The organism is Rhodobacter maris (assembly GCF_900217815.1).
GTDB lineage: Bacteria > Pseudomonadota > Alphaproteobacteria > Rhodobacterales > Rhodobacteraceae > Rhodobacter > Rhodobacter maris.
The window spans coordinates 14,931-28,023 of record NZ_OBMT01000018.1; the positions used below are offsets into that span (position 1 = coordinate 14,931).

A 13,093-nucleotide genomic window follows, 5' to 3' on the forward strand; every position below is an offset into this window, starting at 1 on the left:
GCATCGGCACGATCCACCAACCCGAGGGCCACACCCACCCCGGAGCGCGATGTTTCGCTTGCTCCGGGGCAGGGTCGCCCGCACCATCCGAAGCGCAAACAAACGGACGGAGAAGAGGAATGTCGGATATTGCGTCGATAATCGGGTTAGTGGGCACGGCGACCTCCAGCATTGTTGGCGCCACGGAAGCCACCAAGAACCTGAAGCAGATTTTTAGTCGCGCGGAAGTTGACCTCACCGCGTCCAAGCAGCTCATTCTCGAGCTGCTCGACAAGCTCATAGAGGCCAAGCACGATCAGATGGCGATAGAAGAGGGCGTTCTGGCGCTTCAGCGCGAATTGCAGCAGCGGGATGAGTTTCAGGCAGAGCTTGCGCGCTACATCCTGACGGACACCGGGCGCGGCGCTGCGGTGTACCGCCTCAAAGACGGCGATCAATCCGGCGAGCCGCCGCACCAGATATGTCCAAGCTGCGCAGCGAACGCTAAAAAATCTATTCTCCAGCCATCCCTGACAAGGCATAACTGCCTGTATTGTCCGGCTTGCCGGGCAGAGTTTCTCGCCAACATCGGCGACGCCAGCGCAATGATCGTCAGCGTTCAGCGCAGCAGGCGGGATTGGTCTGATTTCTGACCTCTTGTGCGCGGCAAGCCCGTGCTCAGCCAGAACAATCACATTGCTCCCAGCGGGATAGGCCATCACGCTGCCTCCTTCTTGTTCTTCGGGGGGCGGGGGATGTCGCGCGGCCATTCGAGGTCCGCAGGCCAGTTTTCGCTGAACCAGATCAAGACGCGCGCAGCGGTCGCAGTGCGGCAGTCACCGCCGCTCATCAGCTTCTTGAAGAAGTCCCCCTTGGCGAGGGCGCGCATCGAAATCGCATAGTGCGTCACGCCTTGATGGGTGGCGAGCTGTTCTGCGAGATGAATGAGGGCATGTTTCGTTTCCATGCCCGAAAACTAGCTTAGTTAAGCCATCACGGCAAGGCTTAACTAAGCTAATATTGCCGATTTAGCCTAATCTAGCTAACGTATGCCAATGGACCCGATTCTTGACGAGATAGACAAAGCGCTCATAAGAAAGCAGCTTAGCGCCGCGGCAGCATCAAAGCTTGCCGCTGGCCATTTCTCATTGATAAAGAACATGAAGGCGTCGAAAGCAGACGGCAAACGCTATAGCGTTGAAACGCTACAGAAATTGGCCGAAGTTCTCGATCTGGAGTTCTACTTCGGTCCGCCTAGAACATCTGGACCGGTCGAGGCGTTGATCATCGGTAACGAAGACTTTGCACCCGTTCCGCGGCTAGATGCTCGCGCTTCGGCCGGACCGGGGTCTGAGAATGGCGACGTTCAGGTCGTCGAAAAGCTGGCGTTTCGGCGTGATTGGCTGACCCGGATGGGCGTTGACCCGGCAAAGGCAGTTCTTGTTCAAGTGCAGGGTGACAGCATGACGCCCGGCTTGCATGATGGAGACCTCGCCCTGATCGATCAACGTCGCAACACGGTGCGCAGTGGTCAGGTTTACGCGCTGACCGATATCGACGGATCGACGCGCGTCAAGCGTGTGGATGTGCTTCCGACGGGCCTGATATTGCGCTCTGATGCGCCATCTTACCCAACCGAATTCCGGCCGTGTGACGACGCGAACCGCGTGAACATCATTGGCCAAGTCGTGTGGTCCGGTCATACTTGGTAGAGCGTGGTCTGTGGGTCGAGGTGATCACAAAATACCTAGGTCCGATCATAAGCATTTAGAGGAGGACATACTCATGGCTATCTGTGCCGGGTGCGGTGAAAAAGTCTCTCGATTTGATCTATTCCATGGGTATTGCCCGGCTTGCTACGATGCTAAGCGAAAAAAAGACGGGGCAGAACGTGCCGCGACCGAGGAGCGGGAACAGCTTGCTGCGATGGAACGGCAAGCACGTCTTGCTCGTATCATACTGACGACAGAGACCGCGCATGACCTGCCGGTGGTCGAGCGTCTCGGCATCGTGACGGCCGAATATGTCGTTGGGCTGAACATCTTTCGGGACATCGCCGCTGCATTTCGCGACACGTTCGGCGGCCGCAGCGAGACGATGCAACGCGGCCTTCGTGAGGCGCGCGAGGCGGCGCTTGATGATCTTCGCGCCCAAGCGGTGCAGCTCGGTGCCGATGCCGTTGTCGCGGTCGACCTGGACTATTCCGAGATCTCGGGCGGCGGCAAAAGCATGCTGTTTCTTGTCGCCAGCGGTACTGCCGTGAAGCTAAGCCAAGTCTGAGCTATGCACTGAGGGCATAGCGCTCCATCCTTGCTAGTGCAGTTTTTTTGTCGTTTTGCTGCAGTTTTTTTGTCGCGCTACACCCGGCCAGAGACCGCGCAGCTCCACCTTCACCGGGTTCAGCCGTTCCCCATACGATTCGCGATCACGGGGACTTTGGTTCGGCCCATGTCGGGCTGGATCATCGAGAGATACTGCGCCACAAGCCACACCACAAACTGCTACGCAAGTCGCGTGTCGCCTATATACAACTCATTGATTTACTGTGATTTCATGGTGGGTGATGAGAGACTCGAACTCCCGACATCCTCGGTGTAAACGAGGCGCTCTACCAACTGAGCTAATCACCCGACCGACGTTTTCTAGCCTGCCGTTGCAGGGGGCTGCAAGGCGCAAATGGCGCTGTCGGGCGCGCGTTGTGGCTTCTCCGTGCCGTGCTTGCGGCGATGCCCGATTTTCGCAGGGCTCGCTCGGCCATGCAGATCCCGTACGCGCCATCCCCCTGACGCCACGGTTCCCCCTCATTTCAAAAGACCTGTGCCGGATGTCACGCGCGAAGTTGGGTGGCGGGCCAGACGAACCGCTTCAAGATCTTCGGGGAACGGGTCATGTCACGGACCTTCACCGCCAGAGCGCTGAGGTTTAAACCTCGATCGCCCTCATCAACCGCGACCCGGCCCCTGGAAAGGCTGAGATCGAGGCCAAGGTCTGAAGCCACGGGGAGGGAGGCGCCATACGCAGCCCCCGATCAGCGCATCAAGGCCATTGTCAACCGAAGGATGTTCCAATACCTATACCCCTATAGCTATAAGAGAGCGAAAATGTCCCACCTGAACCAGCCCGAAGAAAAAGCCGCGCTTCTGGCGCGCGTCCGTCGTCTCAAGGGGCAGATCGAAGCGATTGAACGGGCCGTCGAGGCCGAGCGGGACTGCGGCAAGATCCTGCATCTGCTCGCCTCGGTGCGTGGTGCGGTCAGCGGTCTGACCGCTGAACTGTTCGAGAGCCACCTGACTCACCACATTCGCGAGATCGATGACCCCGAGGCGCGACGGTTGGGGGCTGAAGAGCTTTCCAGAGCCCTGCGTGTCTATCTGAAATAGAGGTTGCCCATGCATGACCACCCCCACCACGACACTCACGCCTCCCCCCGCCTTGCTGCGATGGACGGGCCTCATGAGCATGTTTTCCTTGGTGAAAACCATGATCGTAATGCGCGGCGCACATGGGCCGTGATCGGTATTACGGCCGCGATGATGGTGGTTGAAATCGCCGCCGGGACCGTCTTTGGCTCGATGGCACTGGTGGCGGATGGCTGGCATATGTCCACGCATGCTGCCGCTCTGCTGATCACGGCGCTGTCATATGGCTATGCGCGTGCCCATGCCCGTGATCCGGCCTTCAGCTTTGGGACCGGCAAGATTGGCGATTTGGCGGGTTTTGCCAGTGCGGTGGTCCTGGCGGTGGTGGCGCTGTTGATCGGGGCGGAAAGCCTGTGGCGGTTGCTTGACCCGGTTGCGATCGATTTCACGCAGGCCACGCTTGTTGCCGTGGTCGGGTTGGTCGTCAATCTTGGCTCCGCGCTTTTGCTGCACGAAGGGGATGAGCACCGGCATGATGATCACGCGCATGAGCATGGTCATGGTCATCACGGCCATTCTCATGCGCAGGACAATAACCTGCGCGCGGCCTATCTGCATGTGCTGGCCGATGCGCTCACCTCCGTTCTGGCGATTGTTGCGCTGATTGCGGGGCGGATCGGTGACTGGGTCTGGCTGGATCCGGCCATCGGCATCGTGGGAGCCTTGGTGATTTCGCGCTGGTCCTGGGGATTGATGCGACAGACGGGGAGCGTGTTGGTGGATCGCTTGCCCATAGGCACCCGCTTGCCGCAGGAGATCCGTGCGGCCCTTGGTCAGGCGGTGGAGATCACCGATCTGCATATCTGGCGGCTTGGGCCGGGCCAGCATGGTGCGATCATCGCCCTGCGCAGCGAAATCGCCGAGCCGGCTTCGGCCTATCGCGCAAAGCTTGCCCGGATCCATGAACTCGCTCATGTGACGATCGAGGTGAACCGGAACGCGGCGCCGGAGCATGGCAATCGCGCTGGTGGAGTTGTTTAGGGCCTTCGGTGTTTGAGGGTCCCCAAATCGGGTTCCGTTTGGTTCAAGCTTGCCAATAGGCAGGCAAGCTTGATCCGCACCGTTCTGAGTGACGTCCATTCGCCTGCGGGGAACGCCAACAGGCCCTCCTTTCCCCCTAAACCACCACCACCTCGCTCACATAGCTGCCCGGCGCGGGGCAGAGGGCGGGGTGATCGGCGTCGCCCACAGGGCGGGCCGGGATCTTCTTGCCGGAGCGCTCGGCGAGCCAAGAGCCCCAGCGCGGCCACCAGCTTCCCTCGTGGTATTCCGCCGCCGCTTTCCACTCCGCCGGATCATCGACCGGGACGGAGGAGGTGTAATGGCCGTATTTCTTTTTCGAGGGCGGGTTGACGATGCCGGCGATATGGCCCGATTCGGAGAGGATGAAGGTCTTGTCCTTCGATCCCATCTGCGCCACGCCGGTAAAGCTCGATACCCAGGGCGCGATATGGTCGGTTTCGCAGGCGATGGCACAGAGCGGCACCTTCACATCGCGCACATGCAGCATCTCGCCGAAAAGCTCGAAACCCGCGCCGGTGAAGGCATCTTCCTGGCAAAGGCCGCGCAGATATTGCATCGCCATCTTGCCCGGCAGGTTTGTGGAATCCCCGTTCCAGTAGAGCAGGTCGAAAGCGGGCGGAGACTCGCCCAGCATATAGGCCCGGATCGCAGGCTGGTAGATCAGGTCGTTCGCGCGCAAAAACGAGAACGTACGAGTCATGAAATAGCTCGAAAGCACTCCGTCGGCGCGGCATTGCGCGGCGATCCCGTTGACGAAATCATCCTGCAGGAAGGTCGTGAACTCGCCCTGATCGGAGAAATCGGTGAGCGTGGTGAAAAAGGTCGCGGAATTGATCGAGCGGTCCTTGCGCTTGTTGAGAAGCGAGAGCGTGAGGGAAAGCGTGGTGCCCGCGATGCAATAGCCCACCGCATTCACCTTCGGCTCGCCAGTGATCTTTTTCACCTCCTCGAGCGCGGTCAGATAGCCCTCGGTGATATAATCCTCCATGCCGACATCGGCATAGGAGGCGTCAGGGTTTTTCCAGCTCACCACAAAGAGGGTGAAACCCTGATCGACGATCCAGCGGATCAGGCTGTTTTGCGGTTTCAGATCAAGGATATAGAACTTGTTGATCCAGGGCGGGAAGATGATCAGGGGCGTTTTATGCACGGTCTCGGTGGTGGGCGCATATTGGATGAGCTCCATCATCCGGTTGCGGTAAACGACCGAGCCGACCGCCGTGCCGATATTCTCGCCCACCGCAAAAGCGTTCTTGTCTGAAAGCGTGACGATCAGATCGCCCTTGTTCGCCTCGATGTCGCGCACGAGGTTTTCAAGGCCGCGCACGAGGCTTTCGCCCTCTGTCGCCACCGCGCGTTCGAGCGCATCGGGGTTGGTGGCCAGAAAATTCGTTGGCGCCATCAGGTCGATAATCTGGCGGGTGAAATAGTCGAGCCGGCGGCGGTTCACCGGGTCTAGCCCCTCGATCTGTGCCGCGCCCTCCTCGATTGCCTTGGAGGCGATCAGATATTGCTGCTTGACGAAGTTGAAATAGGGGTGGCTGTCCCAGAGCGGATTGGCAAAGCGGCGATCCTTTGGCCCCGGGTCGGCGGGGGGCTGCATCGTGCCCTGTGCAAAGGCATGGGTGGCTTCAAGGTAATGCGTCATCGCCTCGCCCCAGTATTTCACCTGGGTCTCGAAGATCTTTGCGGGATGCTCGGCGAGCGCCTTCACATAGGCGGCGGAGGAGGCGACATAAAGATCCATCCCCGGCCCCTCGAGCGCGGGGTTGGGAGTGCGCTTGTGCGTGACGGCATCCAGAAGCCGCGTGGTCAGCGTTTCTATCCTGGCCAGATTGTCTCGCATTTGCTGCGATGCGGCAGATTCGACCTTCTCCGGCGTTGTCATGCGTGGCTTTCCTCCCTATCCTGAGAAATGAGCATAACGTCGCATGCATCAGGGGCAAGCGGGGTTCTGCGCGGTTGCGAGGGAGCGCCATGAAAGGGATGATGAATTACGACCTGATGGAGACCATCAGGAACACCAACGAGTGGATGGGGGCCTCCGCTCGCGCCATGGCCTCCTATCCGGTCTGGGGCCTCGCGCCGCATCCGATGTTCAAGCTGATGTCGGCCTGGGGGCGGGTGACCGAGCGCAGCTTTGCGCGGATGGTGATCAAACCTGACTGGGGGATCCGCTCGATCCCTGCGGCCGATGGCAAGGACCATCTGATCGAAGTCCAGACGCTGCTCGACAAGCCCTTCGGCGCGCTCGTCCATTTCAAGGTTCAAGGCCGCGCGCCGATGCCGCGGCGTGTGCTTCTGGTGGCGCCGATGTCGGGCCATTATGCGACTTTGCTCCGCTCCACGGTGGCCAGTCTGCTGCCCGATGCCGACGTTTACGTGACAGACTGGCACAATGCGCGTGACATTCCGGTCAGCGCGGGCAAATTCGATATTGAGGATTACACGCTCTATCTCGTCGAATTCATGCGCCATCTCGGCTCCGACATCCATGTGATCGCGGTGTGCCAGCCCGCGCCGCTGACGCTCGCGGCAACCGCTTACCTCGCCGAGGAAGACCCCGAGGCGCAGCCGCGCTCGCTCACGCTCATTGGCGGGCCGATCGACCCCGATGCGGCCGCGACCGAGGTGACCGATTTCGGGCGCCGGGTGACGATGGGGCAGCTCGAACATCTGGTGATCCAGCGCGTGGGCTTCAAGTACAAGGGCGCCGGGCGGCTCGTCTATCCGGGGCTGATGCAGCTCGCCTCCTTCATCTCGATGAACATGGACAAGCATGCCCAGGCCTTCTCCGACAAGATCATGGCCGAGGCGCAGGGCGAGGGCTCCGAGCACGATCACCACAACGTCTTTTATGACGAATATCTCGCGGTGATGGATATGACGGCGGAGTTCTATCTTTCGACCGTGGAGCGGATCTTCAAGGGGCTCGAGATCGCGCAGAACCGCTTTACCGTGGCGGGCAAGCGCGTTGACATCGGCAAGATCACCAAGGTGGCGGTGAAAACCGTCGAGGGCGCGAATGACGATATCTCGGCGCCGGGGCAATGTGTGGCCGCGCTCAGGCTCTGCACCGGCCTGCCCGAGGAGATGAAGGCGCAGCATCTGGAGCCGGGCGCCGGGCATTACGGCATTTTTGCGGGCCGGAGCTGGCGCAACAACATCCGCCCGCTGGTGCTCGACTTCATCGACGCGAATTCCGGCAACGGGCCGGGGCGCAACGCGGCGCAGGTCCGCGCGGTATAACGGCTTTCGCCTCGGCAGGCCGAGGCGATCCGGCGGGGGGCTGCCGCCCCCCGCACCCCCCGCCTTTCCGGGGGACTTCGCCCCCCAAGCCCCCCAACTTGTGGCCCAATTCTCAGGCGGACGGAAAAAGTCGTTCCGCCCGAATACGGGGCGGTTTTCCTTTCGCCTTGCTCTAAATATCCCGGGGGTCCGGGGGCGGAGCCCCCGGCGGGTCGCTTCGGCCTTGCCGAAGCGAAATCCTCTACACCATCAGCCCCAGCACGATGATCTGCGGGGCGAGAATGCGCAGGCACATCACCAGCGGGTAAACAGAGGCATAGCCCACCGCCGCCGCCGAAGAGTTCGACATGTTCGAGGCGAAGGCGAGCGCCGGCGGGTCGGTCATCGAACCTGCCAGCACGCCCGAGAGGCTCAGGTAATTCACCTTCCAGATCAGCCGTGCGGCAAAGCCCACGATCATCAGCGGGATCAGCGTGATGAACATGCCGTAGAACATCCAGGCGAGCCCCTCGCCATCGACGAGCGTTTCAAAGAACCGTCCACCCGCCTTCAACCCGACCGCGGCCAGAAACAGCACGATGCCAAGCTCGCGCAGCGCATGGTTCGCCACTGGCGGCATGAAGAACACGAAAGGTCCAAAAAAGCCAATGCGCGACAGGATGATGGCGGCGACAAGCGGGCCTCCTGCGAGGCCGAGTTTCAGCGGCGCGGGCAGGCCGGGCACGGCAATCGGGATCGAGCCGAGGCCGATGCCGATCAGGATGCCGAAGAACACGCCCGCAAATTGCACCAGTTCGAGGCTTTTGGTCTGGTCGCCGAAAAGCGGTTTCACCGCGTCGATATCGGTGGGCGCCCCCACCACGGTGAGAATGTCGCCGAATTGCAGGCTCAGTGCCGGTTCGACCGGCAGCTGTGTGCCCGCCCGCGTGCAACGCGAGATCGAGACCCCGCGCTCCTCCAGCCCGAACTCGCGCAGCCGTTTGCCGAGCGCCTTTTTCGTTGTCACCGCGATCCGCTGCCAGGTGAGTTGACTGCCCTTTGTCGTGGTGATGCTGTGATCGACTTCCTCGCCGAGGATCAGCACCATCGCATGCAGCTTCTCAGCCGGGCCGACGAGATGGAGTACATCGCCCAGATGCAACACCATCTTGCGCGAGGGATGCATCAGCACCTCGCCGCGCTTGAGCCGGGAAACCACCACACCCTGATCGTAGAGATCGGGCACTTCGCCGAGCGTCAGCCCCTCCAGATTGTCGTTGTGCACCAGAACGTTGATCGCCGGAAGCTCGGCGGCCCCCTTGGCGCGGGCGGATTCGTAGGCGGCTTCCTCGGCCTCGACGCGGATCCGCAGCACGGTCCGCACCGCGATCATCGTGAGCAGGATGCCGATGATCCCGAACGGATAGGCGACGGCATAGCCGAGCGAGGCTTCGGAGATGATTTCCGGCGCCACGCCCGCATCTTTCAACACCTGCGTTGCTGCCCCGAGGCCCGGCGTGTTGGTCACCGCCCCCGACATGAGGCCGACCAGCGCGGGCACCGGAATGCCAGCGATGAAGTGTAGCGCCACGGTGGTGGCGACGCCCAGCAGCACGATCGAGGCGGCGATCAGGTTGAATTGCAGCCCCGCCTTCTGCAGCGTGGCGAAAAAGCCCGGCCCGACCTGGATGCCGATCGTGAAAACAAAGATGATCAGGCCGAATTCGCGCACGAATTCGAGCATCTCGGTGGAGAGATGCAGCCCGGCGGACGCGGCAAAATGGCCCGCGAAGAGCCCGGCAAAAAGCACGCCGCCAATGCCGAGCCCGATGCCGCGCCAGTTCACGCCCCCCAGCAAAAGACCCAGTGCGCCCGCAAGCGCCAGCGCCGCCGAAGCGAGCGCCACTTCCGATAACGAATGCAGAAAATTCATCATACCCATGGTCACCCTTCTCCTCTTGGGTGCCCTCCCCGATGGCAGCCTGCGCCGAACCGGGGTATCAGGTCAAGCCTTTGTGAGGTGATGAAAAAAGGCGGCATGAGCCGCCTTTTCAAACCATTCTGCAAAGCGGCTGCGCTCGCGGGGGCTCAATCGAGATAGGGCATCGGATCGACCGAATCGTACCCTTTGCGCACCTCGAAATGGACAAAGCCCGGATCGCCCGTCCGCACCTTTGCGATGCTCTGGCCACGGCTCACACGGTCGCCCTTCTGCACCGCGATGCCCTCAAGATTGGCATAGACGGTGAGCAGCCCGTCGTCGTGGCGCAGCACGAGGATCGGCACCTGTTCGGTATCCTTGGTGATCGCCGCGACCACCCCCGCCTCGGCGGCTTTCACCGCGGTGCCGGGGGCGGCAGAGATGTCGACGCCGTCGTTCTTGCCCTTCACATAGGGGCGCAGGATGCTGCCCGAAACCGGCATCGCGAGCTTGCCCCCCGAGGAGGCGGCGGAGCGGCTCGCGCCCAGATCGGGTGCGGCGGATTTGTCGACCGGGGCAGAGGCCCGGGGCGTGTTGTCGGCGGGGAGCGGGGCGGCGGCCGAGGGCGGTTCCGGCGTGGGCGAGCCCTCGCCCGGTTGGGTCACCGCGGCCGTCGCCGGGGCAGGGGGCTTGCCCGAGGCGACCGGGATCAGAAGATACTGCCCCTCGCGCACGCTCAGATCGGCAGGCAGGCCGTTCCATTCGGCGAGCGCCTTGGCCGAAACATTGTAATAGCGCGCAATCGAATAGGCGGTCTCGCCGCGCGCGACGCGGTGGCGCACCGGTTCCGCGGTGGCGGGTTGGGTTCCACTCGCCGGTGCGGCGGGGCGCGCGACCGGGGCCGTCGCCGTGGCTGCGGGCGCGGCGCGGGGGGCGGCCGCGGGCGGTGCGGCTGGGCTGCTGCTCTGGCCGGCCGCGGCGCGGTCGATCGCGCCCGAGGCGAGCGAGGTGATGTCGATCCGCTCACTGCCTGCCGCGCCGGGAGCCGCGGCCGGTTCGGCGACCCGGTTGGGCAGCGACAGCACCTCGCCGCGGTTGAGAGAGGTGGTGGGTTTGAGCGCATTGTAACGCGCCAGCGCGTCCGGGTCGACACCGAGACGGGTGGCCACGGCGGCGACGGTATCGCCCTGCCGCGCCACGGCGACCTGATAATTGGGGTAGGAGATCACGCCGCGCGCATCGGGGGCGGGGCGGTTGGCCGTGGCCTGGCGGGCGGCGTCGGTGGTGTCGAAGCCAAGATTGCCGAAGCCGCGCAGATCGGCATCCATGCAGCCCGAAAGGGCCAGCGCGGCCACCCCGGTCAGCGCCAGTCGGGTCAGATTGCGGCGGGGGTCTGCCATTGCTCGATCCTCATCTCTCGCCCCGTTCCCCGGGGGCTTCCTCTCAATCGCCCGCCATCCCCTCGATCAGGGGCACGAAGCGCACCGGGCGCAGTTCCTCGTAGTCGAAACCCGTCTCTGTCCGCCGCACCCGGATCAGGCTCTGCACGGTATCGGACTGGCCAACAGGCAATACCATGATACCGCCGATCTTCAACTGCGACAACAGCGGCCCCGGCGGGTCTTCGGCGGCGGCGGTCACGAGAATGCGATCAAACGGCGCCTGATCGGGAAGCCCGCGTGAGCCATCGGCGGCCAGCGAGACGATGTTGGAGAGGTCAAGCGCCTCGAAAACGGCGTTCGCCTCGCGCACGAGCCGGCGGTGCCGGTCGATCGTGTAAACCCGGCGCGCAAGCACAGCGAGTACCGCCGCCTGATAGCCCGAGCCGGTGCCGATCTCAAGCACGGTATCGCGCGGACCCACTTCCAGCGCCTGGGTCATCAGCCCCACGACCGAGGGTTGCGAGATGGTCTGGCCGCAGGCGATGGGGAGCGGCATGTCTTCATAGGCGCGTTCGGCAAAGATCCCGCGCACGAAGGCGCCGCGGTCGATCCGTTCCATCGCCGCGAGCACCCGCGCTTCGGTCACGCCCTTGGAGCGCAGCGCGAAGAGAAAGCGCATCTTGCGCTGCGCGAGATCGTCTCCCTCGGTCATGCAAGACGCCCGGCGAGATCGGACAGCAGGTCATGCGCGGTAAGATCGGCGCGCATCGGCGTGATCGAGGTATAGCCCTCGAGGTTGACCATCGCATCGGTGCCGGGCGCGGTGGCGCTGTGTTGCGGCCCGCCCTTGATCCACAAAAAGCGCCGCCCATTGGGCGAGATCGCCGGGGCGACGGAAAAGAAGCTGTCGGTGCGGTAGCCCTGCGCGGCCACGCGCGCGCCCTTCACCGCCGCGGCGGGAAGCGGCGGAAAGTTCACGCTGTAAAACACGCGGTAGGGGCCGTCGTCCCAGATCCCGTGCTCCCAGATCTGACGCACGAGGCCGGGGCCATGCACCCGCGCGGCCTCGAACGGATCCAGCCCCGGGCCGATGCAGGCAGGGCCGAGAAACTGGCTCAGCGCGATCGCCGGAATGCCCTGAAGGGCCGCCTCCATCGCGCCACCGATCGTGCCGGAATAAAGCGCGTTCTCGGCCGAGTTGTTGCCCCGGTTGACGCCCGAGAGAACGAGATCGGGGCGCGCATCGGTGAGCACGTCGTAAAGCCCCGCGAGCACACAATCGGCGGGGCTCCCCTCGGCGGCGAAGCGGCGGGGGCTGAGTTCGGCGATCGAGAGCGGGCGGTTGAAGCTGATCGCATGGCCGACGCCCGATTGCTCGAAGGCGGGGGCGACGATGAAGACCTCGCCCTCGGGGCCGGCAAGCTCCGTGGCGATGGTCTCGAGCACGGCAAGCCCCGGTGCGTTGATCCCGTCGTCATTGGTGATGAGAATGCGCATCGCTCGTCCCTTTTCGGCCATGAGCCTGCTTAACAAGGCCCCGGCGTGACGACAAGCAAGCGGGGGAGATTGGCGGGCAGGTGTGCCCTTGAGGACTCGGTTGCGCGGATGCGGGCTTTTGTGTTCCATCTTCCCCGTACGCCAAGTCGATGTCGCGCGTTGCACGGTGGCCAGACGGATGCAGGGCGTGGGCCTTCAAGGCACCCTCGGGCAAGCCGCGCAGGGCAACGATCCTGCACAGATCGGCGCCGTGTCCCTTGGAGAAAGAGAACCGCGAGTTCCGCGTCCCGGCGCCCAACAGGCTCCGGGTGAGCGACGTCATCGACGTTGCCACCCGGCAGGCGTTTGGCAGTTTGCCTGCGTCAGCGATGCTTTCGGGGGCTGTCTCATGCTCAGCACTCTGCTGCATCTGAAATGAGCGGATCCGAAATTCTTCCGGCGCACCGGCACGAACCAGTTGCCTCGCATCATCGAAAACTACACATTAGGTTTCGGCGGAGACGATCAGACCTGCGCCGCATCATCTGAGCCTATCACCCAAAGTCATACCTAGCTCTTCGGGGAGCGACACGTGGTTATTTTAAGGCAATTGCGCGCGTCAAAAATGGTTCCAGGCCAAGTCACGGAAATCATCCGGGTGCCGA

Annotated in this window: 12 protein-coding genes and 1 tRNA gene; 6 read left to right on the plus strand and 7 right to left on the minus strand. The window is 62.9% G+C overall.

The genetic code is table 11. From position 1 onward, the window contains the following. Nucleotides 1-119: 119 nt before the first annotated feature. Nucleotides 120-632, plus strand: coding sequence for a cysteine-rich KTR domain-containing protein (locus CRO22_RS16820; RefSeq protein ID WP_097071321.1), 513 nt, complete (start codon nt 120-122; stop codon nt 630-632). 65 nt (nt 633-697) lie between these two features. Here the strand turns inward: CRO22_RS16820 and CRO22_RS18960 are convergent, their stop codons facing one another. Then, entirely contained in the window at nt 698-868 is a 171-nt protein-coding gene (locus CRO22_RS18960; protein ID WP_176518679.1) for a hypothetical protein, read from the minus strand. A gap of 166 nt (nt 869-1,034) precedes the next feature. On the opposite strand from CRO22_RS18960, the gene CRO22_RS16830 reads away from it, so the two are divergent. Next, nucleotides 1,035-1,691, plus strand: coding sequence for a S24 family peptidase (locus CRO22_RS16830; protein ID WP_176518680.1), 657 nt, complete (start codon nt 1,035-1,037; stop codon nt 1,689-1,691). Between the two features lie 73 nt (nt 1,692-1,764). Next, nucleotides 1,765-2,259, plus strand: coding sequence for a YbjQ family protein (locus CRO22_RS16835; protein WP_097071324.1), 495 nt, complete (start codon nt 1,765-1,767; stop codon nt 2,257-2,259). A gap of 274 nt (nt 2,260-2,533) precedes the next feature. Here CRO22_RS16835 and CRO22_RS16840 read toward each other — a convergent pair. Beyond that, nucleotides 2,534-2,609: transfer RNA gene (locus CRO22_RS16840), tRNA-Val, on the minus strand. A gap of 471 nt (nt 2,610-3,080) precedes the next feature. On the opposite strand from CRO22_RS16840, the gene CRO22_RS16845 reads away from it, so the two are divergent. Further along, the gene (locus CRO22_RS16845; protein ID WP_097071325.1) at nt 3,081-3,359 is read left to right on the plus strand and encodes a metal/formaldehyde-sensitive transcriptional repressor; all 279 of its coding nucleotides are present in this window, start codon (nt 3,081-3,083) and stop codon (nt 3,357-3,359) included. Between the two features lie 9 nt (nt 3,360-3,368). Then, nucleotides 3,369-4,379 carry a CDF family Co(II)/Ni(II) efflux transporter DmeF gene (gene dmeF, locus CRO22_RS16850; RefSeq protein WP_097071326.1) on the plus strand — a complete coding sequence of 337 codons (1,011 nt, stop codon included), beginning with the start codon at nt 3,369-3,371 and terminating at the stop codon, nt 4,377-4,379. Nucleotides 4,380-4,515: 136 nt separating this feature from the next. Here the strand turns inward: dmeF and phaC are convergent, their stop codons facing one another. Next, a complete protein-coding gene (gene phaC / locus CRO22_RS16855) occupies nt 4,516-6,309 on the minus strand; it encodes a class I poly(R)-hydroxyalkanoic acid synthase (protein ID WP_097071327.1) in 1,794 nt (597 codons plus the stop codon). Nucleotides 6,310-6,398: 89 nt separating this feature from the next. Between phaC and phaZ the strand changes: the two genes are divergently transcribed. Next, nucleotides 6,399-7,670, plus strand: a complete 1,272-nt coding sequence (gene phaZ, locus CRO22_RS16860; protein ID WP_097071328.1) for a polyhydroxyalkanoate depolymerase — start codon at nt 6,399-6,401, stop codon at nt 7,668-7,670. A 241-nt stretch (nt 7,671-7,911) separates the two neighbouring features. Here the strand turns inward: phaZ and CRO22_RS16865 are convergent, their stop codons facing one another. From CRO22_RS16865 to surE, 4 genes are all read right to left on the minus strand, one after another. Then, nucleotides 7,912-9,591 carry a putative transporter gene (locus CRO22_RS16865; protein WP_097071329.1) on the minus strand — a complete coding sequence of 560 codons (1,680 nt, stop codon included), beginning with the start codon at nt 9,589-9,591 and terminating at the stop codon, nt 7,912-7,914. A 146-nt stretch (nt 9,592-9,737) separates the two neighbouring features. Continuing rightward, nucleotides 9,738-10,970 carry a M23 family metallopeptidase gene (locus CRO22_RS16870; RefSeq protein ID WP_097071330.1) on the minus strand — a complete coding sequence of 411 codons (1,233 nt, stop codon included), beginning with the start codon at nt 10,968-10,970 and terminating at the stop codon, nt 9,738-9,740. Nucleotides 10,971-11,013: 43 nt separating this feature from the next. Next, nucleotides 11,014-11,664, minus strand: coding sequence for a protein-L-isoaspartate(D-aspartate) O-methyltransferase (locus CRO22_RS16875; RefSeq protein WP_097071331.1), 651 nt, complete (start codon nt 11,662-11,664; stop codon nt 11,014-11,016). Beyond that, entirely contained in the window at nt 11,661-12,449 is a 789-nt protein-coding gene (gene surE, locus CRO22_RS16880; RefSeq protein WP_097071332.1) for a 5'/3'-nucleotidase SurE, read from the minus strand. The genes CRO22_RS16875 and surE overlap by 4 nt, the downstream gene beginning before the upstream one ends. Nucleotides 12,450-13,093 lie beyond the last annotated feature (644 nt).

Bases quoted from the DNA above. Each gene is read 5' to 3' on its own strand.
- CRO22_RS16820 (WP_097071321.1), top strand. From the start codon at position 120: ATGTCGGATATTGCGTCGATAATCGGGTTAGTGGGCACGGCGACCTCC.
- CRO22_RS18960 (WP_176518679.1), bottom strand. From the start codon at position 868: ATGCGCGCCCTCGCCAAGGGGGACTTCTTCAAGAAGCTGATGAGCGGC.
- CRO22_RS16830 (WP_176518680.1), top strand. From the start codon at position 1,035: ATGGACCCGATTCTTGACGAGATAGACAAAGCGCTCATAAGAAAGCAG.
- CRO22_RS16835 (WP_097071324.1), top strand. From the start codon at position 1,765: ATGGCTATCTGTGCCGGGTGCGGTGAAAAAGTCTCTCGATTTGATCTA.
- CRO22_RS16845 (WP_097071325.1), top strand. From the start codon at position 3,081: ATGTCCCACCTGAACCAGCCCGAAGAAAAAGCCGCGCTTCTGGCGCGC.
- dmeF (WP_097071326.1), top strand. From the start codon at position 3,369: ATGCATGACCACCCCCACCACGACACTCACGCCTCCCCCCGCCTTGCT.
- phaC (WP_097071327.1), bottom strand. From the start codon at position 6,309: ATGACAACGCCGGAGAAGGTCGAATCTGCCGCATCGCAGCAAATGCGA.
- phaZ (WP_097071328.1), top strand. From the start codon at position 6,399: ATGAAAGGGATGATGAATTACGACCTGATGGAGACCATCAGGAACACC.
- CRO22_RS16865 (WP_097071329.1), bottom strand. From the start codon at position 9,591: ATGGGTATGATGAATTTTCTGCATTCGTTATCGGAAGTGGCGCTCGCT.
- CRO22_RS16870 (WP_097071330.1), bottom strand. From the start codon at position 10,970: ATGGCAGACCCCCGCCGCAATCTGACCCGACTGGCGCTGACCGGGGTG.
- CRO22_RS16875 (WP_097071331.1), bottom strand. From the start codon at position 11,664: ATGACCGAGGGAGACGATCTCGCGCAGCGCAAGATGCGCTTTCTCTTC.
- surE (WP_097071332.1), bottom strand. From the start codon at position 12,449: ATGCGCATTCTCATCACCAATGACGACGGGATCAACGCACCGGGGCTT.